Source organism: Microbacterium sp. OR21, assembly GCF_047306785.1.
In the GTDB taxonomy this organism is placed as follows: Bacteria; Actinomycetota; Actinomycetes; order Actinomycetales; family Microbacteriaceae; genus Microbacterium; species Microbacterium esteraromaticum_E.
In genome coordinates this window covers 132321-154160 of sequence record NZ_JAZEXJ010000003.1, presented here as the reverse complement: position 1 = coordinate 154160, position 21840 = coordinate 132321, and the positions used below count along the sequence as shown (strand labels likewise).

At 69.9% G+C, this 21840-nt stretch carries 19 protein-coding genes; 5 read left to right on the top strand and 14 right to left on the bottom strand.

Features of this window, described 5'->3' with window-relative positions:
* Window positions 1-149: 149 nt before the first annotated feature.
* The 5 genes from V2S04_RS09230 to truB all read right to left on the bottom strand — a co-directional run bounded on the left by V2S04_RS09230 (window position 150) and on the right by truB (window position 5161).
* Window positions 150-2303, bottom strand: coding sequence for a DEAD/DEAH box helicase (locus V2S04_RS09230; protein ID WP_413638237.1), 2154 nt, complete (start codon window positions 2301-2303; stop codon window positions 150-152).
* Between the two features lie 190 nt (window positions 2304-2493).
* Window positions 2494-3441 carry a bifunctional riboflavin kinase/FAD synthetase gene (locus V2S04_RS09225; protein WP_413638236.1) on the bottom strand — a complete coding sequence of 316 codons (948 nt, stop codon included), beginning with the start codon at window positions 3439-3441 and terminating at the stop codon, window positions 2494-2496.
* Window positions 3438-3857, bottom strand: coding sequence for a hypothetical protein (locus tag V2S04_RS09220; RefSeq protein WP_413638235.1), 420 nt, complete (start codon window positions 3855-3857; stop codon window positions 3438-3440). Before V2S04_RS09220 ends, V2S04_RS09225 begins: the two co-directional genes overlap by 4 nt.
* Window positions 3858-3902: 45 nt before the next feature.
* The gene (locus tag V2S04_RS09215) at window positions 3903-4271 is read right to left on the bottom strand and encodes a hypothetical protein (protein WP_099194969.1); all 369 of its coding nucleotides are present in this window, start codon (window positions 4269-4271) and stop codon (window positions 3903-3905) included.
* Window positions 4268-5161: a tRNA pseudouridine(55) synthase TruB gene (gene truB / locus V2S04_RS09210; RefSeq protein WP_413638234.1), complete on the bottom strand. Its 894-nt coding sequence runs from the start codon at window positions 5159-5161 to the stop codon at window positions 4268-4270. The genes V2S04_RS09215 and truB overlap by 4 nt, the downstream gene beginning before the upstream one ends.
* 72 nt (window positions 5162-5233) lie before the next feature.
* Between truB and V2S04_RS09205 the strand changes: the two genes are divergently transcribed.
* Window positions 5234-6136: an A/G-specific adenine glycosylase gene (locus tag V2S04_RS09205; protein WP_413638233.1), complete on the top strand. Its 903-nt coding sequence runs from the start codon at window positions 5234-5236 to the stop codon at window positions 6134-6136.
* Between the two features lie 17 nt (window positions 6137-6153).
* Here V2S04_RS09205 and rbfA read toward each other — a convergent pair whose 3' ends face one another.
* From rbfA to V2S04_RS09180, 5 genes are all read right to left on the bottom strand, one after another.
* On the bottom strand, window positions 6154-6582 hold the full coding sequence (gene rbfA / locus V2S04_RS09200; protein WP_099194972.1) for a 30S ribosome-binding factor RbfA: 429 nt from the start codon (window positions 6580-6582) through the stop codon (window positions 6154-6156).
* 64 nt (window positions 6583-6646) lie between these two features.
* Entirely contained in the window at window positions 6647-9406 is a 2760-nt protein-coding gene (gene infB, locus V2S04_RS09195) for a translation initiation factor IF-2 (protein ID WP_413638232.1), read from the bottom strand.
* A gap of 94 nt (window positions 9407-9500) precedes the next feature.
* Window positions 9501-9773, bottom strand: coding sequence for a YlxR family protein (locus V2S04_RS09190; protein ID WP_413638231.1), 273 nt, complete (start codon window positions 9771-9773; stop codon window positions 9501-9503).
* Between the two features lie 60 nt (window positions 9774-9833).
* Entirely contained in the window at window positions 9834-10817 is a 984-nt protein-coding gene (gene nusA / locus V2S04_RS09185) for a transcription termination factor NusA (RefSeq protein WP_099194975.1), read from the bottom strand.
* Window positions 10818-10950: 133 nt separating this feature from the next.
* The gene (locus tag V2S04_RS09180; protein WP_413638230.1) at window positions 10951-13005 is read right to left on the bottom strand and encodes a PhoX family protein; all 2055 of its coding nucleotides are present in this window, start codon (window positions 13003-13005) and stop codon (window positions 10951-10953) included.
* Between the two features lie 101 nt (window positions 13006-13106).
* Between V2S04_RS09180 and V2S04_RS09175 the strand changes: the two genes are divergently transcribed.
* The gene (locus V2S04_RS09175; protein ID WP_413638229.1) at window positions 13107-14462 is read left to right on the top strand and encodes a flavin monoamine oxidase family protein; all 1356 of its coding nucleotides are present in this window, start codon (window positions 13107-13109) and stop codon (window positions 14460-14462) included.
* A gap of 3 nt (window positions 14463-14465) precedes the next feature.
* Here V2S04_RS09175 and V2S04_RS09170 read toward each other — a convergent pair whose 3' ends face one another.
* Genes V2S04_RS09170 through V2S04_RS09160 form a run of 3 tightly spaced genes read right to left on the bottom strand, consistent with a single transcriptional unit; the run spans window position 14466 to window position 18109 of the window.
* The gene (locus tag V2S04_RS09170; protein ID WP_413638228.1) at window positions 14466-15500 is read right to left on the bottom strand and encodes a TIGR00730 family Rossman fold protein; all 1035 of its coding nucleotides are present in this window, start codon (window positions 15498-15500) and stop codon (window positions 14466-14468) included.
* Between the two features lie 41 nt (window positions 15501-15541).
* Window positions 15542-17296 (bottom strand): proline--tRNA ligase, encoded by a 1755-nt coding sequence (locus V2S04_RS09165; protein ID WP_413638227.1) that lies wholly within the window; start codon window positions 17294-17296, stop codon window positions 15542-15544.
* Between the two features lie 42 nt (window positions 17297-17338).
* Entirely contained in the window at window positions 17339-18109 is a 771-nt protein-coding gene (locus tag V2S04_RS09160) for an isocitrate lyase/PEP mutase family protein (protein WP_413638226.1), read from the bottom strand.
* A 79-nt stretch (window positions 18110-18188) separates the two neighbouring features.
* Between V2S04_RS09160 and V2S04_RS09155 the strand changes: the two genes are divergently transcribed.
* The 3 genes from V2S04_RS09155 (at window position 18189) to V2S04_RS09145 (ending at window position 20941) form a co-directional block, all read left to right on the top strand.
* Window positions 18189-19616 carry an RNB domain-containing ribonuclease gene (locus tag V2S04_RS09155; RefSeq protein WP_413638225.1) on the top strand — a complete coding sequence of 476 codons (1428 nt, stop codon included), beginning with the start codon at window positions 18189-18191 and terminating at the stop codon, window positions 19614-19616.
* Window positions 19617-19688: 72 nt separating this feature from the next.
* Window positions 19689-20597 (top strand): hypothetical protein, encoded by a 909-nt coding sequence (locus tag V2S04_RS09150; RefSeq protein WP_413638224.1) that lies wholly within the window; start codon window positions 19689-19691, stop codon window positions 20595-20597.
* Window positions 20594-20941 carry a GntR family transcriptional regulator gene (locus V2S04_RS09145; protein WP_413638223.1) on the top strand — a complete coding sequence of 116 codons (348 nt, stop codon included), beginning with the start codon at window positions 20594-20596 and terminating at the stop codon, window positions 20939-20941. The genes V2S04_RS09150 and V2S04_RS09145 overlap by 4 nt, the downstream gene beginning before the upstream one ends.
* A gap of 32 nt (window positions 20942-20973) precedes the next feature.
* Here V2S04_RS09145 and V2S04_RS09140 read toward each other — a convergent pair whose 3' ends face one another.
* Window positions 20974-21828: a hypothetical protein gene (locus tag V2S04_RS09140; protein ID WP_413638222.1), complete on the bottom strand. Its 855-nt coding sequence runs from the start codon at window positions 21826-21828 to the stop codon at window positions 20974-20976.
* Window positions 21829-21840 lie beyond the last annotated feature (12 nt).

Below are 21840 nucleotides of genomic sequence, written 5' to 3'. Positions count from 1 at the left end.
TCGGAAGACGCGAAAACGCCGTATCTTGCGCGATGTCGCACGCCGATCGTCGATTCTTGGCGCACATCTCATCCGATACGCCAGAACGGGCGCAAAGAAGCGATCTTCTTAACGCCCGTCCCCGGCCGTGAGTCATTCCCGGCCGTCAGTCATTCCCCGCCGAGCGCCTCCCGCAGCAGGTGCATCAGCGCGGCCATCTGCACGGACTCGCCCGGCTCCTCGGCGACGGCCTCGCCGTCGAGCGCCCGGGCGGCGAGCCCCTGCTTCTGATCGATCAGCTCGGCGATCTTCGTGTCGAGCGTGTGCGCCGCGATGATCCGCCACGCCGTGACCGGCTCGTCCTGACCGATCCGGTGCACGCGGTCGATCGCCTGAGTCTGCTCGGCGGCCGTCCAGCTGAGCTCGGCCAGTACGACGTTCGAGGCGACCTGCAGGTTCACGCCCACACCCGCGGCGGTCAGCGAGCAGACCGCGACGCCGACCTCCGGGTCGGTGTTGAACGCGTCGATCGCCTGCTGGCGCACCGGGCTGGTCTGATCGCCGCGGATCGACACCGACCTGATCCCCGCCGCGGCGAAGTGCGCCTCGGCCTGGTCCATCACGTCGACGTGCTTCGCGAAGAACACGACCTTCCCGACCGACCGCTGCAGCTGAGCGGCATAGTCGGCAGCCAGCAGGGCCTTGGCCTGCCCGATCCTCCGCACCATGGTGAAGACGTTGTCGCCGCCCGCGCCGGCCGCCTTCGACTCCTCGAGCTCGTTGTGGGCGACGAGACGCACGATGTCGTCGTCGATCGCGCCGTGCGCGTCGGTCGACGGCCCGTGCGTCGCCGCGCGCGCCTCGACGATCCGGCGGTACTTGGCGGCCATCCGCTCACCGAGCTCGCGCTCCGCGGCCCGGATGCCGCGGCCGAACTCGTCGTCCAGCTGCACTGGAAGATCGGCGATGAGCTTGTCGGGCAGGTCGGCTGCGACGTCCTTCTTCTTGCGCCGCACGATGCCCATCGAGATGACCGCCTCGCGGGCCTCGGCATAGAACGACTTGTCCGCGGGGGTGAGCCCCGTGGCGTCCAGCTTCTCCATCAGCGCCGGCTCGGGCTTCTCGCCGTTGGTCCAGCCCAGGAAGCGCCAGATCGCGTCGAAGTCCTCGACGTCGTTGATCAGCGGGGTTCCCGTCAGCGCGAGCATCAGCGGGTTGCGTTCGCGGTCGCGGATCCGTGCCGCGAGCGCCAGGACGTTCTGCGAGCGCTGGGAAGAGAGGTTCTTGATGAAGTGCGCCTCATCGACGACCATTCCCTTCAGGCCGATCGAGCCCAGCCACGACAGGTGACGGTCGAGGATCTCGTAATTGACGATGAACACGTCCGCGAACGCGTCGATGTCGGCGCCGTCGCCCTGGATGACGGCGGCGCGGCGCTGCGGCGTCCATCGCTCGACCTCACGCGCCCAGTTCATCTTCACGACGTTCGGCACCACCACCAGCAGCGGATACGCGTTCGCCACCGACGCGGCGAGCACCGACTGCGCGGTCTTTCCGAGGCCGGGCTCGTCGGCGAGCAGGAAGCTGCGGTGACCGGCGCGCACCGCCTCGACGAAGCGCGACTGGTGCACCATCACCTCGCGCCCCTTGGGCGAGATGTGGTCGTACTCGGGAACCGGGGGCAGCTCCATCGTCGCTGCTCCCCCGCCCGCGCCCGACTCGAACGCCTTGTACAGCGGCCCCATCAGCTCCCAGCCGTCGAGCCGGCGCCGCGGCACGGCCGCAGGACGCGGCGTGAGGTCGGGGGCGAGGAACGGCGATGCGAGCAGACGCGACTCCACCGAGGGCGGTGTCACCTGCTTCTCGGCGAGAGCCGCGGGGACGACCGGCGTCTGCACGATCGGCGCGACGTCGGTGATCACCAGCTCTTCCGGGGGCAGCTCGGCCCCCGACTCCAGCAGCCAGTCGCGACGCATCCGCTTCGCCACCGGAGAGGTGGCCTGGTCAGCCTCGAGCAGCTGGATCAGCGACGTGTCGCGCGCAGCCGTCTTCGCCAGGATCGTCGCGACGCCGTCGAGCCGCTTGAGCAGCTCGGCGCGGGCGGCGTCGGTCAGGTCGCCGTCGGCCTTCACCCTCGCGCGCTCCTCGCGCACGAGGAACGCGATCACCTGGAACTTGACGCGGTTCGTGGGCCCCAGCTTCGCGCGCAGCGCCTTCGCCTCGATCTCCCGCACTTTGCGGGCGAGGATGGGGATCAGCGGCGCCTCTTCATCTCGACGGGACGTCTTCTTTCGCCGCGGGGCGGCGGTCGCCGTGCTCGGCATGCTCCTCCTGAGCGTGAGTGCCGAAGTGCCGAAGCGGCCTTCGGTTCGTTGCTGTCATCCGCGTGTGGCGCCAGCCAGGACCGTGCGGATCTGCATGCTCGGCTGCACGCCCATGGCGGCTGTCGACGAGCACTGCTTCGAGTTTAGGCCATCGGGCGGCGAACGCCCAGCATCGGGTCTTCGCGCCGGATCAGCCCAGCCCGAGGCGCTCGCGTGCGACCGTGACGTCTTCGGCGATCTGGGCGATCAGGGCGTCCATGCCCTTGTAGGCGACCATGCCGCGCAGACGGTCGGTGAACTCGACCGTCACCCGGTGACCGTAGAGGTCGAGTCCGGTGGCATCGAGGACGTGGGCTTCGACCTGGCGGCGGTCGACGTCGTCGAACGTGGGATTGGTGCCGACCGAGATCGCCGCGGGATGCCGGATGCCCGTCTCGTGATCCACCAGCCACCCGGCGTACACGCCATCGGCGGGCGCGAGGGCGTCGATCGTCTCCGACAGGTTGGCCGTGGGGAACCCGAGCTCGCGCCCGCGCTTGAGACCGTGCACCACCTCGCCGGCGACGCTGACCGGACGGCCGAGCACTCCGGCGGCCTGTGCGACATCGCCCGCAGCGAGCAGCTCGCGCACCCAGGTGGACGACACCCGGCGCTCACCCCCTTCCGGTGTCACATCATCGATGACGTCGACGGTGAAGCCGTGCTCGGGGCCCATGCGCTGCAGAAGCGCCGGATCGCCCGCACCCCCTCGCCCGAAGCGGAAGTCGCGCCCGACGAGGATCATGGCCGCATGCAGCGCATCGACGAGGATGTCGCGGACGAAGTCCTCGGCGGGCAGCGAGGCGAGCGCGCGATCGAAGGTGAGCACCAGCGTCGCGTCGAGGTCAAGCTCGCCGAGCAGCTCGATCTTGCGCTCGGTCGCGACGACATTCTCGGGGCACAGCTCGGGCCGGAGCACTTCGAGCGGGTTGCGGTCGAAGGTGACCGCCACGGTTCGTGCGCCGATCGCCCCGGCGTCCTCGCGCATCCGCTCGATCACGGCGCGGTGCCCGACGTGAACACCGTCGAACTTGCCGATCGCGACGACGGAGCGGCCGAAGTCCGCCGGCACCTCGGACGGGTCACGGAAGACGATCATGCCGACTCCCCCTGGGGACGGTGCGTGCGCAGCCACCACAGACCGAACACCGGCAGCACCAGCGGTATGAAGAGGTAGCCCATGCCGAAGTACGACCACACGCTGTCGTGGCCGAACAGCGCGGGGGCGAGCAGGCTGAGAGCCCCGACGACGATGACGCCGGTCAGCTCGAAGACGATCGCCACCCAGGCGACGGTGTACCAGCCGCGCCGATGCGCGAGCACGAGGGCGAGCGTGGCGAGGATGTACACCGCAGCTGCCAGCGCGGAGAGACTGTACGCGAGCGGGGCCTCGTCGAAGCGGCGGAGGATCTGGACGAAGCTGCGACCGGTGGCGGCCAGCGCCATCACGGCGTAGACGATGACGAGGACTCGGCCGATGCCCGTCATCCGGGCGCGCGAAACGGTGTGGGACATTGCGTCGTCCATCTTACGCGCGACCGCCGGGGCCTGCCGGCGGCGTCACGCGACCTGAAGCGTCCAGATCGCCTGCATCCGCCACAGCATGATCGCCAGGGACAGCCCGATGACCCCCAGGATCACGGTGCTCCATCGCGTGCGGTCGAGCAGCGCCCACGCGGTCCCGCCGATCGGCAGCAGCACGGCCGAGACGAGGTAGACCCAGAACTCGAGCAGGTCTCCGGTGGGCGGATTGCCGGCGAGCGGCGCGATGATCGCGACGATCACCTGCGCGATGAGCAGAAGCTCGACCAGCAGCAGGCTGCCCACCGTCCAGTCGCTGGGGCGCCGTCCGGCGAGCCCCGCCACGATGCAGAACAGCCCGGCAGCGCACGCCACGGCGATCTGGGTGATGGTGAACCAGAGGATCATCCCTGCACCTCCGGCATGTTCATGGCACTCTTGATGTCCCTGCCTCGCGCCTCGACGACGCCGACGAGCAGACCGTCGGGGTCGACGGCCGCGACCTCGGATGCCTTCAGGCGCGCGGCTTGCCCGAGCAGCCGCTTGCCATGGCGCAGATCCCTCGCCTCGTCGGCCGTCACCTCGAGCACGGGCATGGTTCGCGACGCCGCCTCGGCCGGGCTGAGCGTCTGCGCTCCGGCGAGGTGGTCGATGTCGACCGCGTCCGCGACGTCGAAACCGCCCACACGGGTTCGCCGCAGGGCCGTGAGATGCCCGCCGACCCCGAGCGCCTCGCCCAGATCGCGAGCCAGCGCGCGGATGTACGTGCCCGATGAGCACTCGACCACGACGTCCACGTCGATCGCGTCGGAGCCGCGGCGGGTCTCCAGCACGTCGAAGCGCGAGACGGTCACCTGCCGCGCCGCCAGCTCGACCTCCTCCCCCGCGCGCACCCGGTCGTAGGCACGGCGGCCGTCGACCTTGATCGCAGAGACGGAGCTGGGCACCTGCGAGATCGCGCCGGTGAGTTCGGCGATCTCCGCGGCGATACGCGCGTCGGTGGCCGACGCGAGTGCTGCGGGATCGGCGGTGCGAACCGGCTCACCCTCGGCGTCGTCGGTGGTGGTCGAGACGCCCAGGCGGATGGTCGCGGTGTAGGTCTTGTCGGCGCCGACGATGTACGTCAGCAGCCGGGTCGCGCCTTCGATGCCGATGACCAGCAGACCGGTGGCCATCGGGTCGAGGGTGCCGGCGTGCCCGACCTTGCGGGTGCCGAAGGCTCGTCGGGTGCGGGCGACGACGTCATGGCTGGTCAGCCCGCCGGGTTTGTCGACGAGCAGGATGCCGGGTGAGACCATCCCTCAAGCCTAGAGCGTGCCCGCCGGCAGACCCGCGCGGAAGCCGGAAGGTGCCCGGCGTAGGCTGGTCGGATGCCCGCACCGTCGTCGACCGCCGCCGCGATCGGGCGCGCCGAGCTGCTGGGGTGGTACGACGCCACGGCGCGCGACCTGCCCTGGCGTCGTACGGAGTTCGCGGAGCGGTACGGCGCCTGGGGAACACTGGTCAGCGAGTTCATGCTGCAGCAGACCCCCGTGAACAGGGTCATTCCGCACCTCGAGGCCTGGCTGCACCGCTGGCCCACGCCTGCGGCTATGGCACCGGCGACACCTGCCGAGGTGGTTCATCAGTGGGCGAACCTCGGCTATCCCCGGCGCGCGCTGTGGCTGCACCGCGCCGCGATCGAGGTCGTCGAACGCCACGACGGGGTCGTGCCCCGGGACGTGAGCGCGCTCCTGGCGCTCTCGGGCATCGGCGAGTACACCGCTCGCGCCGTCGCCGTGTTCCACTACGGCGACAGGCATCCGGTGGTCGACACCAACACCCGCCGGGTAATCGCCCGGGCGGTCGACGGACGCTCGCAACCGGGTCCGCCCGCCAGGCGCGACCTCGCGCGCATGGCCGAGCTGCTGCCCGATGACGTCGCCGAATCAGCGGTGTTCAACGCCGCGATGATGGAGCTCGGAGCCGTGGTCTGCACGGCGCGTGCACCGAAGTGCGAGGTCTGCCCGCTGGCATCCGGATGCGCGTGGCTGGCAGCCGGCCGCCCCGACACCGGCGACACGCGTCGCAGGCAGGCGCGATTCGAGGGCTCGGATCGACAGGCGCGAGGAGCGGTGCTGCGCAGCCTCCGCGAGGCGCCCGGTCACACGATGCCGGCCGCCGAGGTCGTCTCCGACTGGCCGGACGCCGCGCAGCGCGACCGCGCGATCGACTCTCTCATCGCCGACGGCCTCATCGAGGCCGCCGACGACATGCTGCTGCTCCCCCGCTGAGCGGAGGCCCAGTCAGCTCAGTCCTCGTCTTCGTCGTCTCGACGGTACGGGTCTGCATCCCCCGCGTGCGTGGCGGACGAGGCCAGCTTCGCCACCTCGGCGTCGCGCTCGCGCGCCTCGCGCAGCAGGTCTGCGATGTGGCCGGCGCTCTCAGGCAGGGCATCCGGGATGAACTCCAGCGTCGGCACCAGCCGCACGTTGAGCTGACGGCCGACCTCCTTGCGCAGCAGACCGGTGGCCGATTCCAGCGCCGCGCCGCTGGCGACGCGCTCCTCGTCGGTGCCGAGCACGGTGTAGAAGACCGAGGCGTGCTGCAGGTCTCCCGACACGCGCACGTCGGTGATCGTCACGAACCCGAGTCGCGGGTCTCGCAGGCCCTTCTCGAGTCGCTCGGCGAGGATGACGCGGATGCGGTCCGCGAGTCGTGCCTGTCGTTCTCCAGCCATGTTCCCATTCCTTCTGAGGACGAATGAGGGGCGCCCGCGGGCGCCCCTCACCGTATCGCCGTGATCAGCCGCGAGGCTTCTCGACCAGCTCAGTGGTCTCGATCTCGTCGCCGATCTGGATGTCGTTGTACTTGCCGAGGCCGATACCGGCTTCGTAGTCGGTGCGCACCTCAGTGACGTCGTCCTTGAAGCGGCGCAGCGACTCGATGGCCAGGCCATCGGCGATGACGACGCCGTCGCGGATGACGCGCGCCTTGGCGTTGCGCGTGATCGTTCCGGAGCGGACGATGACACCGGCGATGTTGCCGAACTTCGAGGAGCGGAACACCTCGCGGATCTCGGCCACACCCGACTGGACCTCTTCGAACTCGGGCTTGAGCAGGCCCTTAAGCGAGTTCTCGATCTCGTCGATCGCGGAGTAGATCACCGAGTAGAACCGCACGTCGACGCCCTCGCGGGCGGCGGCCTCGCGGGCCTTGGTGTCGGGACGGACGTTGAAGCCCACGATGATCGCGTTGTCGATCGTCGCCAGGTTCACATCCGACTCGGTGATCGCACCGACGCCGCGGTGGATGATGCGCAGCTGCACCGAGTCGTCGACCTCGATCTTGAGCAGCGACTCCTCCAGCGCCTCGACGGCACCGGACACGTCGCCCTTGATGATGAGGTTGAGCGTCTCGACCTTGCCCTCTTCGAGAGCACGGGTGAAGTCCTCGAGCGAGATGCGCTTGCGGGCCTTGGCCAGCAGGGCGTTGCGCTCGACGGCCTCGCGCTTCTCGGCGATCTGGCGGGCCGTGCGGTCCTCCTCGGTGACGATGAAGACGTCACCGGCACGCGGCACCGAGTTCAGACCCTGCACCTGCACCGGACGCGAGGGCGCGGCCTCGGCGACGGACTCGCCGTTCTCATCGAGCATTGCGCGGACGCGGCCGTACGCGGTTCCGGCGACGATCGCGTCGCCGACGCGCAGCGTTCCGGACTGGATCAGCACCGTGGCGACCGAGCCGCGGCCCTTGTCGAGCTTCGCCTCGATGGCGACACCACGGGCAGCCTTGTTCGGGTTGGCGGTCAGGTCGAGGCCGGCGTCCGCGGTCAGCAGGACGGCGTCGATCAGCTCCTGGATGCCGGTGCCGTTGCGCGCCGACACGTCGACGAACATGACGTCTCCGCCGTACTCCTCAGCGACCAGACCGTACTCGGTGAGCTGCTGGCGCACCTTGGCGGGGTTGGCCTCGGGCTTGTCGACCTTGTTGACGGCCACGACGATCGGCACATCAGCGGCCTGCGCGTGGTTCAGAGCCTCCACCGTCTGCGGCATGATGCCGTCGTCGGCGGCGACCACGAGGATCGCGATGTCGGTGACCTGGGCACCGCGGGCGCGCATGGCGGTGAACGCCTCGTGACCGGGGGTGTCGATGAAGGTGACCGCACGGTCGATCCCGTCGTGCTCGGTCCAAATCTGGTACGCACCGATGTGCTGGGTGATGCCTCCGGCCTCACCCTCGATGACGTTGCTCTGACGGATGGCGTCGAGCAGGCGGGTCTTACCGTGATCGACGTGACCCATGACGGTGACCACGGGCGGGCGGATCTCGAGATCCTCATCGCTCTCCGCCTCGAGCTCGGCCTCGAGGTCGAGACCGAAGCCCTCGAGGAGCTCCTTGTCCTCGTCCTCGGGCGAGACCATCTGGATCTTGTAGCCCAGCTCCTCGCCGAGCACCTCGAACGTCGCCTCATCGAGCGACTCGGTGGCCGTGGCCATCTCGCCGAGGTTGAAGAGGATGGTCACCAGGGTGCCGGGCTGGACGGTGTAGCCGTTCAGGGCCTCGAGCTTGTCGGCGAAGTCGGCAATGGATGCGCCGCGGCGCAGACGGATGATCTCGCCGTTGCCCTTCGAGACGTTGACGCCGCCGACGACCGGCGCCGACCGCATCTCGAATTCCTGGCGCTTCGCCCGACGCGACTTGCGCTGCTTGCTCTTGCCGCCGCCCTTGCCGAAGGCGCCCGCGGTGCCGCCACCGGGGCCACGCCCACGACCGCCACCACCGGGACGACCGGCGAAGCCGCCGCCCGGACGCTGGAAGCCGCCACCGGCTCCTGCACCCGCACCGGCGCCGCCGGGACGACCGGGACCGCCGGGACGCTGCTGGAAGGGTGCGCCGGGACGACCGCCCTGGCCACCGCGGCCGCCGGCACCGCCGGGACGACCGGGGCGCGGGGCGCCGACCCGGGGCGAACCGGGGCGGGGCGCCTGCGGACGCGGGATGTTGCCGGGGGTCGGACGCTGGCCCATCCCCTGAGCCGAGGCGAAGGGGTTGTTGCCCGGACGGGGACCGGCGGGACGCTGCCCCATGCCCTGAGCCGACGAGAACGGGTTGTTACCCGGACGAGGTGCGCCGGGCTTCGGCGCTCCACCGGGCTTCGGGGAGCTCTCAGCCGGCGCACTGCCACCGGGCTTGGGGGCTGCGGGCTTGGCAGGGCCGGGCGTGGGGGCGCCGGGCTTCGCGGCGGGAGCCTCCGTCGCCTGCGGCGCCTCGGCCTCCGCAGCCGGGGCCGGCTTCTTGGCGGGTCCCGGCTTGGGTCCGGGAGTCGGCGCCTTGGACGCGGCGGCGGGCTTGGCAGCCGGCTTCGCGTCGGTCTTCTCTGCCGGCTTCGCGTTGGGGTCGGCCTCGATCGCAGCGCGCAGCTTGCGCGCCACGGGGGGCTCCACCGTCGAAGACGGACTCTTCACGAACTCGCCGAGCTCCTTGAGCTTCGCGAGCGCGAACTTGCTGTCGACGCCGAGTTCAGCGGCGATCTCGTGCACACGTGGTTTGGCAGCCACAATTCTCCTGTCTGGGTCGGTCCGCCCAGGCAGGGCAGACCACTAGTCGCGGACGGGTCTCATTTCGAGCCGTTCACTTTGTTTCCATAGCCGTTCAGCCTTTGTTCCGGTGGAAGTACCGTTGGATGGTCTGCGCGTCCTCCGCCTCGGGGAACCCGATGGACGGCGGCACGCGGAGTGCTCGTGCGAAGGCCCGTCGCCGCAGGGCGGTGTTGAGGCACTCGAGCGAGGGATGCAGCCACGCGCCCCTCCCCGGCAGAGCTGCCCGCTCGTCGATGACGAGCCGGTCGTTCTGCACGACCACCCTGACCAGGGCGGTTCGAGAGGCACGACCGCGGCAACCTACGCACGTTCGTACAGGATCCATCTTACACCTCACCGCCTCGACCGCCGCCCGCCGCTCCGAGGACGGGCGGGTCGCTGCGGGTCACTCCATCACGCTGTCGGGCTGGATGTCGATCTTCGCGCCGGTGAGCTTGGCGGCCAGACGGGCGTTCTGACCTTCCTTGCCGATCGCGAGCGAGAGCTGGTAGTCGGGTACGAGCGCGCGCACGGCCTTGGTGTTTGCGTCCAGCACGAAGGACGAGGTGACCTTGGCGGGAGATAGCGCGTGCGCGACGAAGGTGGCGAGGTCGGGGTGGTGGTCGACGATGTCGATCTTCTCCCCGGCGAGCTCCTCGGTGACCGCGCGGACGCGACGGCCCATCTCGCCGATGCACGAGCCTTTGGCGTTGACCGACGGGTCGTTCGCCTTGACGGCGATCTTCGTGCGATGACCCGCCTCGCGGGCGAGCGAGACGATCTCGACCAGTCCGCCGGCGATCTCGGGGACCTCGAGTGCGAACAGCTTGCGGACGAGACCGGGGTGGGTGCGCGAGACGGTGATCTGCGGGCCCTTGGCGCCCTTCGCGACGCTGGTGACGTACACGCGCAGGCGTCGACCGTGCGCGTACTCCTCGCCGGGCACCTGCTCCTCGGGCGGGAGGATCGCCTCGACGGTGCCGAGGTCCACGTGGATCATGCGCGGGTTCGGGCCCTGCTGGATCACTCCGGCGACGATGTCGCCCTCCTTGCCGCGGAACTCGCCCAGCACAGCGTCGTCTGCGATGTCGCGCAGGCGCTGGCTGATGACCTGCTTCGCGGCGTAGGCGGCGATACGTCCGAAGTTCTCGGTCACGGCCTCCTCCTCGCCGATGACCGCTCCCTCCTCGTCGGTGACGGGCTGCAGCACGGCGACGTGACCGGTCTTGCGGTCGAGTTCGACGCGCACGCCGGCGGGCACGGCGCCGTCTTCGGAGACGTGCTTGCCGTACGCGGTGAGGATGGCCTGCTCGATGATCGAGACGAGCTCGTCGAAGGGGATCGCCTTCTCCTTCTCGATTCCGCGCAGCAGTCCGAGTTCGATGTCCATCAGCGGTCTCCTCTATTCAGCTCTCACCGCGAACAGATGCTTCGCGGGCATCAGACAAGAATACCCGATCGACGGCTCCGCAGACGGAGAGCCGGTCAGGGGGCGAGGCCCCTGGCCGGCTCCACCTCCTGCCTCAGATCCGGTGCACCTGCACCACCGCAGGGCGCGGCCCGGTGGCCACGTCGCCCGGGGCGGTGGAGCCGTAGTCGGGGAACAGCGAGCGCGGCTGCTCGAATGTGCCGTCCTCACCGGGGTGCTGCACAGCGACGAACACGAGGCCCTCTCTGTCGTGGATCACCGGGCCGCACGTCTCGGCGTCACGCGGCACCGACAGGAACTGCTGGACGTGTCCTCGTTCCGCTCCGGTCAGCGGCACCTTGAACAGGCCGTCGCCGTATCCGATGGTGCTCGGCGCGCCGTCGGTCGAGATCCACAGGTCTCCGTTCGAGTCGAACGCCACGTTGTCGGGGCAGGAGATCGGCGATACCAGCTCCTTCGGGAAGCCGGCGAAGTACGCGTTCTCGAATGTGCTCGGATCGCCGCAGAGCAGCAGCACGCTCCAGCCGAAGCGACGACCGGACTGGCCCTCGGTCTCGGTCAGCTCGAGCACGTGCCCGTACCGATTGCCGGTGACCGGGTTCGCCTCGTCGACGACGGAGCGACGCGAGTTGTTCGTCAGGGCGACGTACACCTTCCCGGTGACCGGGTTCGGCTCGACGTCCTCGGGGCGGTCCATCTTCGTCGCGCCCACTGCGTCGGCCGCGAGGCGGGTGTGCACCAGCACCTCCTCGGTCGAGAAGCCGGGCACGACGCTCTCACCCCGAAGAGTGAGCGGCAGCCATTCGCCGGTGCCGTCGAAGGCGCCGTCAGCCGGCAGCGCACCGGTGCCGGTGATCTCCGCCGCGGGAGAGCTGCCGCGGAACTTCGCGACGAAGAGGTCTCCCTCGCTGAGCAGCGTCATGTTCTTCCGACGCGAGCCCGAGATGCGGTTCTTCGAGACGAACTTGTACAGGTAGTCGCCCCGCTCGTCATCTCCCATGTACGCCACCACGCGGCCGTCCTCCGCGACACGCACGTTCGCGCCCTCGTGCTTGAACCGGCCCATCGCGGTGTGCTTGCGCGGCGTGGAGGTGGGGTCCTGCGGGTCGACCTCGACGATGTAGCCGAAGCGATTGGGCTCGTTGACGTAGTCGGGATCGTGCGCGTCGAAGCGCGGATCGTACTTCTCCCAGCCCGTCGAGGTGCTGGTGGTGGCGGAGCCGCTGTACCGCTTCTGCTGCGGGGTGTCGGCTGCCCAGGCGAAGTAGCCGTTGAAGTTCTCCTCGCCCGAGAGGATGGTGCCCCACGGCGTGGTTCCGCCAGCGCAGTTGCCCAGCGTGCCGTGCACCCAGCGTCCTTCGGGGTCGGCGGCGGTCTTGAGCAGATCGGAACCCGCTGCGGGGCCGGTGAGCTCGAATACCGTCTCCACGGTGATGCGCCGGTTGCGGCGTCCGTCGACGACGTACTCCCACGGGTCGCCGACGTGCCGGCGCCGGATCTCGACGACCGACATGCCCTGCGCCGCCTTGAAGACACCTCCGCGGCGGCGCAGCTCGGCCTCGTCGTCGGTGTCGGGGAACATCAGATTCGGGTTGACGTACTCGTGGTTGTTGACGAGCACCCCGGTCTTGCCGCTCGGGTCTGCCACGATGTCGAGATAGTCGCTGTTGTAGCCGAACTGGCCCGCCTGCGCCTCGGCGCTCTGGCGGCGGATGTCGAATGCGGGCGTCCGCGAGAAGAGGGGATCTCCCCACCGGATGATCGGCTGCCAGGTGTAGCCGGCCGGGACGGTGAACGCGTCCACCTCGGCCGGGACGGGGGCGATGGCGGTGAACGGCAGGCCGGTCCGCCCCGGACGGGCGAACGACGCCCCGGCACCGGTCGCTCCGGCTGCCGCCGGCGCTGAGACGGGAGCCTGTCGCCCGACCCCCACCGCGACAGCGACGGCCGCTGCCGCGCCGAGGCCGAGCACGGCGCGACGCGAGAACACGGCCGACGCGATCGAGCGGAAGTCCTCGTTCGTGGAGGTGTTGCATTCCGGACCGAGGCAGGCGTTGGCGCACTTCAGCTGGCAGGTGACCGCGGAGCGCTTGCCGCGGACGTGGTCGAGCATGGGAAGGCGGCGTCGGGCGGGTTCGGTCGGGGACATCGGTTCTCCTCGTCTGGTGCGAATCGGGGCAAGGATGCCGCCCGCGGTCGACGCGGAGGTGAACGCGACGTGAATGCTCTGCGCGTGCGCATACTGAGTGCATGGAGCGATTCGACACGGTCGTCGTCGGTGCCGGCATGGCCGGACTCACCTGCGCCAGGATGCTGATGGATGCGGGGCGCAGCGTGGTGGTCCTCGAGGCGCGCGAACGCGTGGGCGGACGCATGTGCACCGACCGCACGGCCGGCTTCCCCGTCGACCTCGGCGCGTCGTGGATCCATGGCATCCGCGATTCCGCGCTGTGGTCACTGGTCGAGGCGCTGCAGATCCCTACCCGCGAATTCACCGTCGGCAGCTTCCAGGTCGGCGGTCGGCCGATGGAGCACTTCGACTCGGCCGGTCGGCGGATGGATGCCCAGGCGTCGGCCCGGTGGGCGGCGCACGTCGAGGCCGTCGACCGTGATCTGGCCGAGGTGATCGCACGATCGTCTCCCGGCGACAGCTACCTCGACGTGACGGAGCGGGCGCTCGAGGCGTCAGGACTGCCGCCGGAGCGCATCGTGGAGATCCGGGAGTTCTTCCGCCATCGGGTCGAGGAGCAGTGCGGCGCGTGGATCGGCGATCTCGACGCGCACGGCCTGGACCAGGACGCGATCGACGGCGATGAGGTCATCTTCCCGCGCGGCTACGACGAGCTGCCGCGGCGCATCGGGGCGGGCGTCGATGTGCGATTCGCCCACCCCGTGCACGCTGTCGGACGAACGGCAGACGGATGGATCGTCCGCGCCGACGCAGGGTCGTTCACCGCGACGGACGTGGTGATCACGGTGCCGCTCGGCGTGCTGCAGTCCCGTGCCATCGCGTTCGATCCGCCGCTCCCCCGCCCCGCGAGCGACAGCATCTCCCGGCTGGGCATGGGGGTGTTCAACAAGGTGTTCGTGCAGTTCCCGGAACGGTTCTGGGAGGAGGGGACCTGCGTCATCCGCGCACTCGGCGCGGCCGGCGAGCGATGGCACTCCTGGTACGACGTCTCAGTGATCAGCGGCATCCCGACACTTCTCACCTTCGCCGCCGGCCCGCTCGGCCGTCACCTGCAGACACTGTCGGATGCCGAGGTCGTCGCCGACTCCGTGCGCACCCTGCGCGCGCTCTACGGTGAGCGGGTCGCCGAGCCGATCGCCTCGTGGGTCACGCGCTGGGGCGATGATCCGCACGCACGCGGTTCGTATTCCCACCTGCCCATCGGAGCATCGCACGAGGATCACGACGCGCTCGCCGGGCCGTTCGACGGCGGACTGCGGTTCGCGGGCGAGGCGACCTGGGGCCGAGAGCCCGCGACCGTCGGCGGGGCCTACGAATCCGGGCACCGCGCGGCCGAGAGCATCCTCGGTCGTCGGATCGACCGAGCCGCGTTCGCCGCGGCCATCACGGCCCGCGAGCGGGAAGCAGCCCGCTGATGATCAGCGAGCGGACGGCAGGTCGTTGATCGCGCGGATCAGCGAGTACAGCGCGCCGACGCTGCGCTGCTTGAGATGCAGCGCCAGGCGCGGCAGCTCGACGACGTCCCCCGCGGTGCGCTCGACGTCCAGCGGATCGGTTCGCTCGATACGACCGTAGGCGCACATGTGTCCGAAGCGCTCGTTGAGATCTTCGACCTCGGCGTCCGTGGGGGTGTTCACCAGCCGAAGGACGAGAAGATCCCCGACCCAGCGAAGCGAGTCGTAGTTGCTCCAGAAGCCGGTGACGCTGGCCGCCGCCTCCTGCACGGAATCGGTGATCAGCACCCGATCGAGGTCGTGGGGCGAGATCACCCCCGCCGGCGCGAGGTGCTCGTCGACGAAGCGCTTCAGACCGCCCCAGAACGTCCCGTTCGGGGCATCCAGCAGCACGATCGGCATGGGCTCGGCCTTGCCGGTCTGCTGCAGCGTGAGCAGCTCGAACATCTCGTCCATGGTGCCGAACCCGCCGGGCAGGCAGATGAACCCGCGTGACTCCTTGATGAGCATCAGCTTGCGGGTGAAGAAGTACTTCATCGACACGACCTGCGTGCTCTCCGCGACGATCGTGTTCGCGCGCTCCTCGAACGGCAGCCGGATCGACACCCCGAGCGACATCTTCGACCCCGCTCCCTCCGCGGCGGCCTGCATGATGCCGGGACCCGCGCCGGTGACCACCATCCATCCGTCGTCGGCGAGGGCGGAGGCGACATCGCGCGCCTGCAGGTACAGCGGGTCGTCCTCGCCCGTGCGCGCCGATCCGAACACGGTGACCTTCGGCACCTGATGGAAGGGCTGGAACAGCTGGAAGGCCTGGTGCATCTCCTGAAGGGCCGCCGAGGCGATCTTCAGGTCGAGCCGATCGGTGTTCTCCATGCCCATCGACAGCGACGTCTGCAGCAGCCGCGCCACCAGCCCGCGTTCCGCGCGGATGCCGGCCTTGTCCAGCAGCACGGTGAGCTCGTGGCGCAGGTCTTCGTTCAGCGTGGCGTCCGTCATGCCTCCACCCTGGCACAGCGTCAGCCGGCTTCCGCGGGCCGTCAGCGGGTGAGTCGTGTGATCGCCTCAGCCACCGAGAGCGCCTCTCGATCGCCCGAGGCGCGGTCCCACAGCTCGACCTGGCCGTCTGCCGCACCGCGTCCGACGACGACGATCTTCGGCACGCCGACGAGCTCGGCGTCGCCGAACTTCACCCCGGGCGAGACCTTCACGCGGTCGTCATAGAGCACGTCGAGGCGGGCGGCCTCGAGCTGGTTCGCGATGTCCTCGGCGACGTCGAATGCGATCTGGTCCCGTCCGGCAGCGACCACCTGGACGTCGAACGGCGCGACGGATGCCGGCCAGATCAGTCCCTTGTCGTCGTTGTTCAGCTCGGCGATGATCGCCAGGATGCGGGTGACGCCGATGCCGTACGAGCCCATGGTGACCGTGACGAGCTTGCCGTTCTGGTCGAGCACCTTCAGCCCCAGCGCCTCGGCGTACTTGCGGCCGAGCTGGAAGACGTGCCCGATCTCCATGCCGCGCGCTAGCGAGACGGGGCCGGACCCGTCCGGCGCCGGGTCGCCCTCGCGCACGTTCGCGATCTCGACGGTGCCGTCGGCGGTGAAGTCGCGCCCGGCCACGACGGTGTGCACGTGCTTCTGATCGATGTTGGCGCCGGTGATCCAGCGGGTTCCGTCGGCGACGCGGGGGTCGACGAGATACCGGATGCCGGTGGCCGACTCCTCGCCGAGCACCGGCCCGGTCTCGGACCATGGTCCGATGTATCCGCGCACGAGCAGAGGGTGGCGTTCGAAGTCCGCGTCCGTCGCGGCTTCGACCTCGGCCGGCGCGAAGGCGACCTCGGCGCGCTTGAGGTCGACGTCGCGATCGCCGGGGATGCCCACGATCACGAGCTCGCGGGAGCCGCCGAGGTGCGTCAGGGCGAGCACGACGTTCTTCAGGGTGTCCGCTGCCGTGTACTCGCCGTCGAGTGCGGCGTTGGAGTGCGCGACCAGGGTCTCGATGGTGGGCGTGTCGGGCGAGTCGAAGATCGTCGCCGGTCCCACGCCCTCCCAGCCGACCGCCTCGGGAGCGGTGGTGACGTACGCCTCGACGTTGGCGGCGTACCCGCCCGCGCTGCGCACGAATGTGTCCTCTCCGACGGGAGTGGGGTGCAGGAACTCCTCGCTGCGTGAGCCGCCCATCGCGCCGGCGTCGGCCTGCACGATCGCGTACTCCAGGCCCAGCCGCTGGAAGATGCGCTCGTAGGCGTCGCGCTGCGCCATGTAGCTGGTGTCGAGGCCCTCGTCGGACGCGTCGAACGAGTAGGCGTCCTTCATGGTGAACTCGCGCCCGCGCAGCAGCCCGGCCCGGGGGCGCGCCTCGTCACGGTACTTGTCCTGGATCTGGTAGATCGTCAGAGGCAGATCCTTGTACGAGGAGTACAGGTCCTTCACGAGGAGAGTGAAGGCCTCCTCGTGGGTGGGTGCGAGCAGATAGTCGCCTCCCTTGCGATCCTTCAGCCGGAACAGCAGGTCGCCGTACTCGTCCCACCGGCCGGTGGCGTCGTACGCCTCCCGGGGCATCAGCGCCGGGAAGTGCACCTCCTGCGCACCGGCGGCGGTCATCTCCTCGCGGATCACGGTCTCGATCTTCGCCTTGACGCGCAGGCCCAGCGGCAGCCACGCGAAGATGCCCGCGGCCTGCGGGCGGATGTACCCGGCGCGGATCAGCAGCTTGTGACTGGCGACCTCGGCACCGGCCGGGTCTTCGCGGAGCGTGCGGAGGAAGAAGTTGGAGAGACGAGTGACCACGGGCCAAGTCTACTGACCCGTCGTCGCCCGTCCCGTCGTCGGTCAGTTCAGCGCGCGGGTGCTCTCGGGGATGACGCCGTCCGCGTACAGGTCGGTCGCGAGGTCCTGCAGCGCGGTGAGCGCGACGCGCTGCGTGAGCGGGCCGTACGAGATGCGCGAGGCGCCCAGCGCCTCGTACTCGGCGGCAGTCAGGGCGCCGGGCAGGCCGATGACGCTCACCCTGTTGTGCCCGATCCCCTCCACGAGGGTGCGGGTGGCATCCGCGTCGAGGACGCCGGGGACGAAGACGGCGGTCGCGCCGGCGTCGATGAACGCACGGCCGCGCTCCACGGCATCCGCCAGCTTGTCGGCGAGCGGCTTGTCGCCGCCGCGGACGACCGCGTCGGTGCGGGCGTTGAGCGCGAACGGCACGCCCTCCGCCTCAGCCGCCTTGACGATCGCCTCGACCTTCGCCACCGACTCCGCGAACGGAGCCAGGCGATCTTCGATGTTGGCGCCCACGACGCCCACGCCGATCGCGAGCCTGGTGGTCTCGCCGGCGTCTGCGTAGCCGTCGTCGAGATCGGCGGTGACCGGAAGATCGACGGCCGCCGCGATGCGTCCGACGAAGTCGATCATGATGTCGCGCGGGATCTGCCCGTCTGCATAGCCGAAGGTCGCGGCGATCGAGTGCCCCGCCGTGGCGAGGGCCTTCGTCTCGGGCAGCGTGGCCACGGCCTTCGCCGAGACGACGTCCCAGATGTTCACGACGCGCAGGATCTCCGGCGCTTCGTACAGGTCGATGAGGGTGCGGGCCTTGTCAGCGTTCGTCATGCCCTCACGCTAATGCGCGTACCCAGGTGCCGGGCCGCTGTTACCCGAGATTGCACAGAGCCCTGCTTAGGGTGGGGGCATGCCACAGCGTCGTTCTCATGTCTCCTCGTCCGCCGCGCAGAGCGAGCTCGCAGAGGCGCTCGCAGCGCTGCGAGTGGAGATCGAGGCGCCCGTCGAGTTCCCACCCGAGGCGATCGCGGAAGCGCAGTCGGCCAGCGCGCCGGCTCCCGAGCTCGACCTGCGCGACGTGCCGTTCGTCACCCTCGATCCCCTCGGCTCCCGGGATCTCGACCAGGCCTTCCATCTGGAGCGGGCCGGCGCCGGTTACCAGGTGCGGTACGCGATCGCCGATGTGCCGGGTTTCGTGGATCCTGGAAGCGCCGTGGATGCTCAGGCCCGGCTGCGCGGCCAGACCCTCTACCTCGCCGACGGGAACATCCCGCTGCACCCCCGCGTGCTGTCCGAGGATCGCGCGTCGCTGCTGCCGGATGCCGAGCGGCCCGCGCTGGTCTGGACCTTCAGGCTCGACGCCGAGGGCTCGAGGACGGACTTCCGACTTGAACGCGCCCTCGTGCGCTCACGGTCGCAGCTCGAGTACGTCGCCGCCCAGGCATCCGTCGACCGGGGTGCCGACGAGCACCTCGCCCTGCTGCGGGAGATCGGAGAGCTGCGGCGAGCGCAGGAGGCCGAGCGCGGCGGCGCGAGCCTGAACCTGCCCGATGAGGAGGTCGTGCTGCGCGACGACGGCCGCTACGACATCGAACGCCGTCACCCGCTGCCCATCGAAGACTGGAACGCTCAGCTCTCGCTGATGACGGGCATGGCGGCGGCCGAGCTGATGATCGATGCGAAGGTGGGTGTGCTGCGCACGATGCCGCAGCCCGACGAGAGCGCGTTCGATCGGTTCCGGCAGCAGACGCGGGCGCTGGGTCGTCCGTGGACGACCGGTCGATACGGCGACTACCTGCGCCGGCTCGACAAGAGCGATCCGCTCACCCTGCCGGTCCTCGAGGCTGCGGCCTCGCTGTTCCGGGGCGCGGGATACGTCACCTTCGACGGCCGCCTGCCCGACGGCGACCTGACGCAAGCCGCGATCGGCGCGCCGTACGCGCACGCCACCGCTCCCCTGCGCCGGCTGGTGGATCGCTGGTCGCTGGCGATCTGTCTCGCCGAGTCGCTCGGCGAGACGGCGCCCGAGTGGGCGCGCGCTTCGCTCGCTGAGCTTCCGGCCCTCATGCAGGAGTCGGCGCAGCGTGCGTCACGTCTGGATGCCGAGACCATCAACCGCGTCGAGGCGGCGCTGCTGCAGCCGCTCGTCGGGCACACGATCGAGGCGACGGTGATCGAGCTGCGCGGCGACGACCGCGCGGCCGTGCAGATCGCTGAGCCCGCGGTGACCTCGACCGCGCCGGTATCGGGCGGTGTCGCTCCGGGCGCGACGGTGCGACTGCGGGTTACCGCGGTCGATGTGTCGAAGGGCACCGTGGAGCTGGAAGCCACCGCCTGATCGGACCCTTGATCTTGTGTCAGACGGACGCTACATTTTGTATCGTCCGGATGACACATTTGGAGGCGGCTCATGGGTGCGGTCGTGATGTGGATGCTGTTGTGGGGTCCGTTCGCTCTCGCGGTCCTCGTGGGAGTCCTGCTGCATCTGCAGAATCGAGGATCGCGCGTGCCGCTGCCGTCCCGACTGCGTGTGATCTCGGCACTGGCCGGCGGCGTCCCTGCGGTGATCATCGGGCTGGCCCCAGTGGCGCTGTTCCTCTGGCGGCCGGGCCTCGGCATGCCGCTGGAGATGCGGGCGCTGCTTCCCCTCCTGCTGGGCATCGCGAGTGCGACGCTGCTGACGGCGCCGCGGCGTCGACGACGAGCACCCGCTGCCGCCGACCTGTCGCCGAGGGGTATGAGGGCGTTCGTGCCACGCGCATGGCCGACGTCGATGGCGGTGCTCGCCGTCGCGATCATCGCGATCACGATCGCCGCGGGCTCGGCCTCCAGTCCGGATGAATTCGGGCGCTTCACCGAGTACTCGATCGTGATCGGCACATCCGGCACGGAGATCAGGTCCGGCATCTACGGCTGGTACTACTCGGTGCCGTCGCTCATCGCGCTCGCCGCGCTGGTCGTGGTCACCGTCGTCGCCTGGGCATCCATCTCCCACCCCGCGTGGGACGACGACGTCGAGCGCGACGCCGCGCTGCGCCGGTTCCGCAGCTCTCTCGTCGGTCGCGCGGCCCTCGGCGCTCTGCTGACCCACCTCTCTGTGGTTCTGCGTTCTCTGGCATCGACCGCGTCGATGCAGGGCACCGCGGCCTCGGCGGAACTCGGGGAGGTCTCGGTCGGAACGCCGTTCGCCGCGATCGCACCCGCGCTCACCTGGACGGCGTACGCGGCAGTGATCGCCGGGCTCACCCTGTGGGTCATGGTCGCGCTCAGCGTGCTCCCGGCGCACGCGCGAAGGCATGCAGAGCCGGTCGCGGAATGAGGATCGAGATCGCCCGTGAGGGTGGCCCTCCCGCCGAGCAGGTCTACGGGCAGCTGCGCGGATTGATCACCTCTGGCCAGCTCGCCGCCGAGGAGCGCCTGCCCTCCGTGCGGCAGCTCGCGTCAGACCTCGGTATCGCCGCCGGCACGGTGGCGAAGGCCTATCGGCACCTCGAGGCGGATGGCCTGGTCGTCTCTCGCACTGGAGCTGGCACACGGGTGAGCCGATCGGCCGCTCCCGTCTCACAGGATGTCGCCCGCGCTGCCCGGGCGCTGGCATCAGCCGCGCGCCGAGAAGACCTCAGCACGGAGGACGCGGTGCGCATCCTCCGCGCGATGTGGTGATGCGGGACGTGCGGAGCGCCACGTCGTGACGGTCAGGCCGCGACGGCCGTCGTGGTCATGACGAGCAGCTGCGGATCGCTGAGGTCGAGCGACACCGTGATCGACGCGAATTCGCCGAGGGATCGCACGTGCGTTCCCCCGCACAGGAAACTCACCCCACCCTCGGGCAGCGTGCAGCGCCAGGTGCGACGGTCGATGATGCTCGGGCCCTCGACGTCGATGCGGCTCTCTCCCGCTGCGGCGACCCAGCTCGCGAGCAGCTCGTTGATGCGCTGCTCTCGCTCGGCCAGCGATGCCGCGAGTCCCTCGGAGTCGAAGCCGGCCTTGCGCAGGCTCTTGCCCAGGCGGTACTCGTCGACGCTACCATCGGGGTGGATGCGGCTGGACTGGTTCGCCTTCCCTTCGAAGTCGGGGCTGCCGAGCGGGTCGGTGCCGATCTCCTTGCGCCAGAGGTCGGCGAGCGCTGCATCGAGGGCGAGGGACGCCAGATGGCAGGCGGTGTGTCCTCGGCTCAGTGAGTCTCGACGATCGGCATCCACCGTCAGCGTGACCCGCGCCCCGACAGCGATGTCGGCAGGGATCGCCCCTTCGGTCCGGTGACCGACCATCCAGGTCCAGCCCTCGCCGCCGCGCTTGACGGGGATGTCGGAGCCGACGGCCAGTGCGCCCTCGTCGCTGACGGCGGCCATGACGGCCTCGGTCACTCGCACCTGCACATCGCCGACGGCGATCGCGCCGGAGTCTCCCGGCTGGTCGGGCCAGGTGTGATCGACAGGATGGAACGGGGTCGCGTCGACCACGACGATGGCGGCGGTCTGATCCACGAGAAGCACCTCGCCCTCGCCGGTCAGGGCACCATCGGGGAACGAGACGAGCGTCGACTGCATGTGTTCTTCCTC

Coding starts and splice junctions, on each gene's coding strand:
- V2S04_RS09150 (WP_413638224.1), top strand. CDS start 19,689: ATGGGTGCGGTCGTGATGTGGATGCTGTTGTGGGGTCCGTTCGCTCTC.
- V2S04_RS09225 (WP_413638236.1), bottom strand. CDS start 3,441: ATGATCGTCTTCCGTGACCCGTCCGAGGTGCCGGCGGACTTCGGCCGC.
- V2S04_RS09175 (WP_413638229.1), top strand. CDS start 13,107: ATGGAGCGATTCGACACGGTCGTCGTCGGTGCCGGCATGGCCGGACTC.
- nusA (WP_099194975.1), bottom strand. CDS start 10,817: ATGGACATCGAACTCGGACTGCTGCGCGGAATCGAGAAGGAGAAGGCG.
- V2S04_RS09230 (WP_413638237.1), bottom strand. CDS start 2,303: ATGCCGAGCACGGCGACCGCCGCCCCGCGGCGAAAGAAGACGTCCCGT.
- V2S04_RS09160 (WP_413638226.1), bottom strand. CDS start 18,109: ATGACGAACGCTGACAAGGCCCGCACCCTCATCGACCTGTACGAAGCG.
- V2S04_RS09220 (WP_413638235.1), bottom strand. CDS start 3,857: ATGTCCCACACCGTTTCGCGCGCCCGGATGACGGGCATCGGCCGAGTC.
- V2S04_RS09205 (WP_413638233.1), top strand. CDS start 5,234: ATGCCCGCACCGTCGTCGACCGCCGCCGCGATCGGGCGCGCCGAGCTG.
- V2S04_RS09170 (WP_413638228.1), bottom strand. CDS start 15,500: ATGACGGACGCCACGCTGAACGAAGACCTGCGCCACGAGCTCACCGTG.
- V2S04_RS09215 (WP_099194969.1), bottom strand. CDS start 4,271: ATGATCCTCTGGTTCACCATCACCCAGATCGCCGTGGCGTGCGCTGCC.
- V2S04_RS09140 (WP_413638222.1), bottom strand. CDS start 21,828: ATGCAGTCGACGCTCGTCTCGTTCCCCGATGGTGCCCTGACCGGCGAG.
- V2S04_RS09145 (WP_413638223.1), top strand. CDS start 20,594: ATGAGGATCGAGATCGCCCGTGAGGGTGGCCCTCCCGCCGAGCAGGTC.
- rbfA (WP_099194972.1), bottom strand. CDS start 6,582: ATGGCTGGAGAACGACAGGCACGACTCGCGGACCGCATCCGCGTCATC.
- V2S04_RS09180 (WP_413638230.1), bottom strand. CDS start 13,005: ATGTCCCCGACCGAACCCGCCCGACGCCGCCTTCCCATGCTCGACCAC.
- V2S04_RS09190 (WP_413638231.1), bottom strand. CDS start 9,773: ATGGATCCTGTACGAACGTGCGTAGGTTGCCGCGGTCGTGCCTCTCGA.
- V2S04_RS09155 (WP_413638225.1), top strand. CDS start 18,189: ATGCCACAGCGTCGTTCTCATGTCTCCTCGTCCGCCGCGCAGAGCGAG.
- truB (WP_413638234.1), bottom strand. CDS start 5,161: ATGGTCTCACCCGGCATCCTGCTCGTCGACAAACCCGGCGGGCTGACC.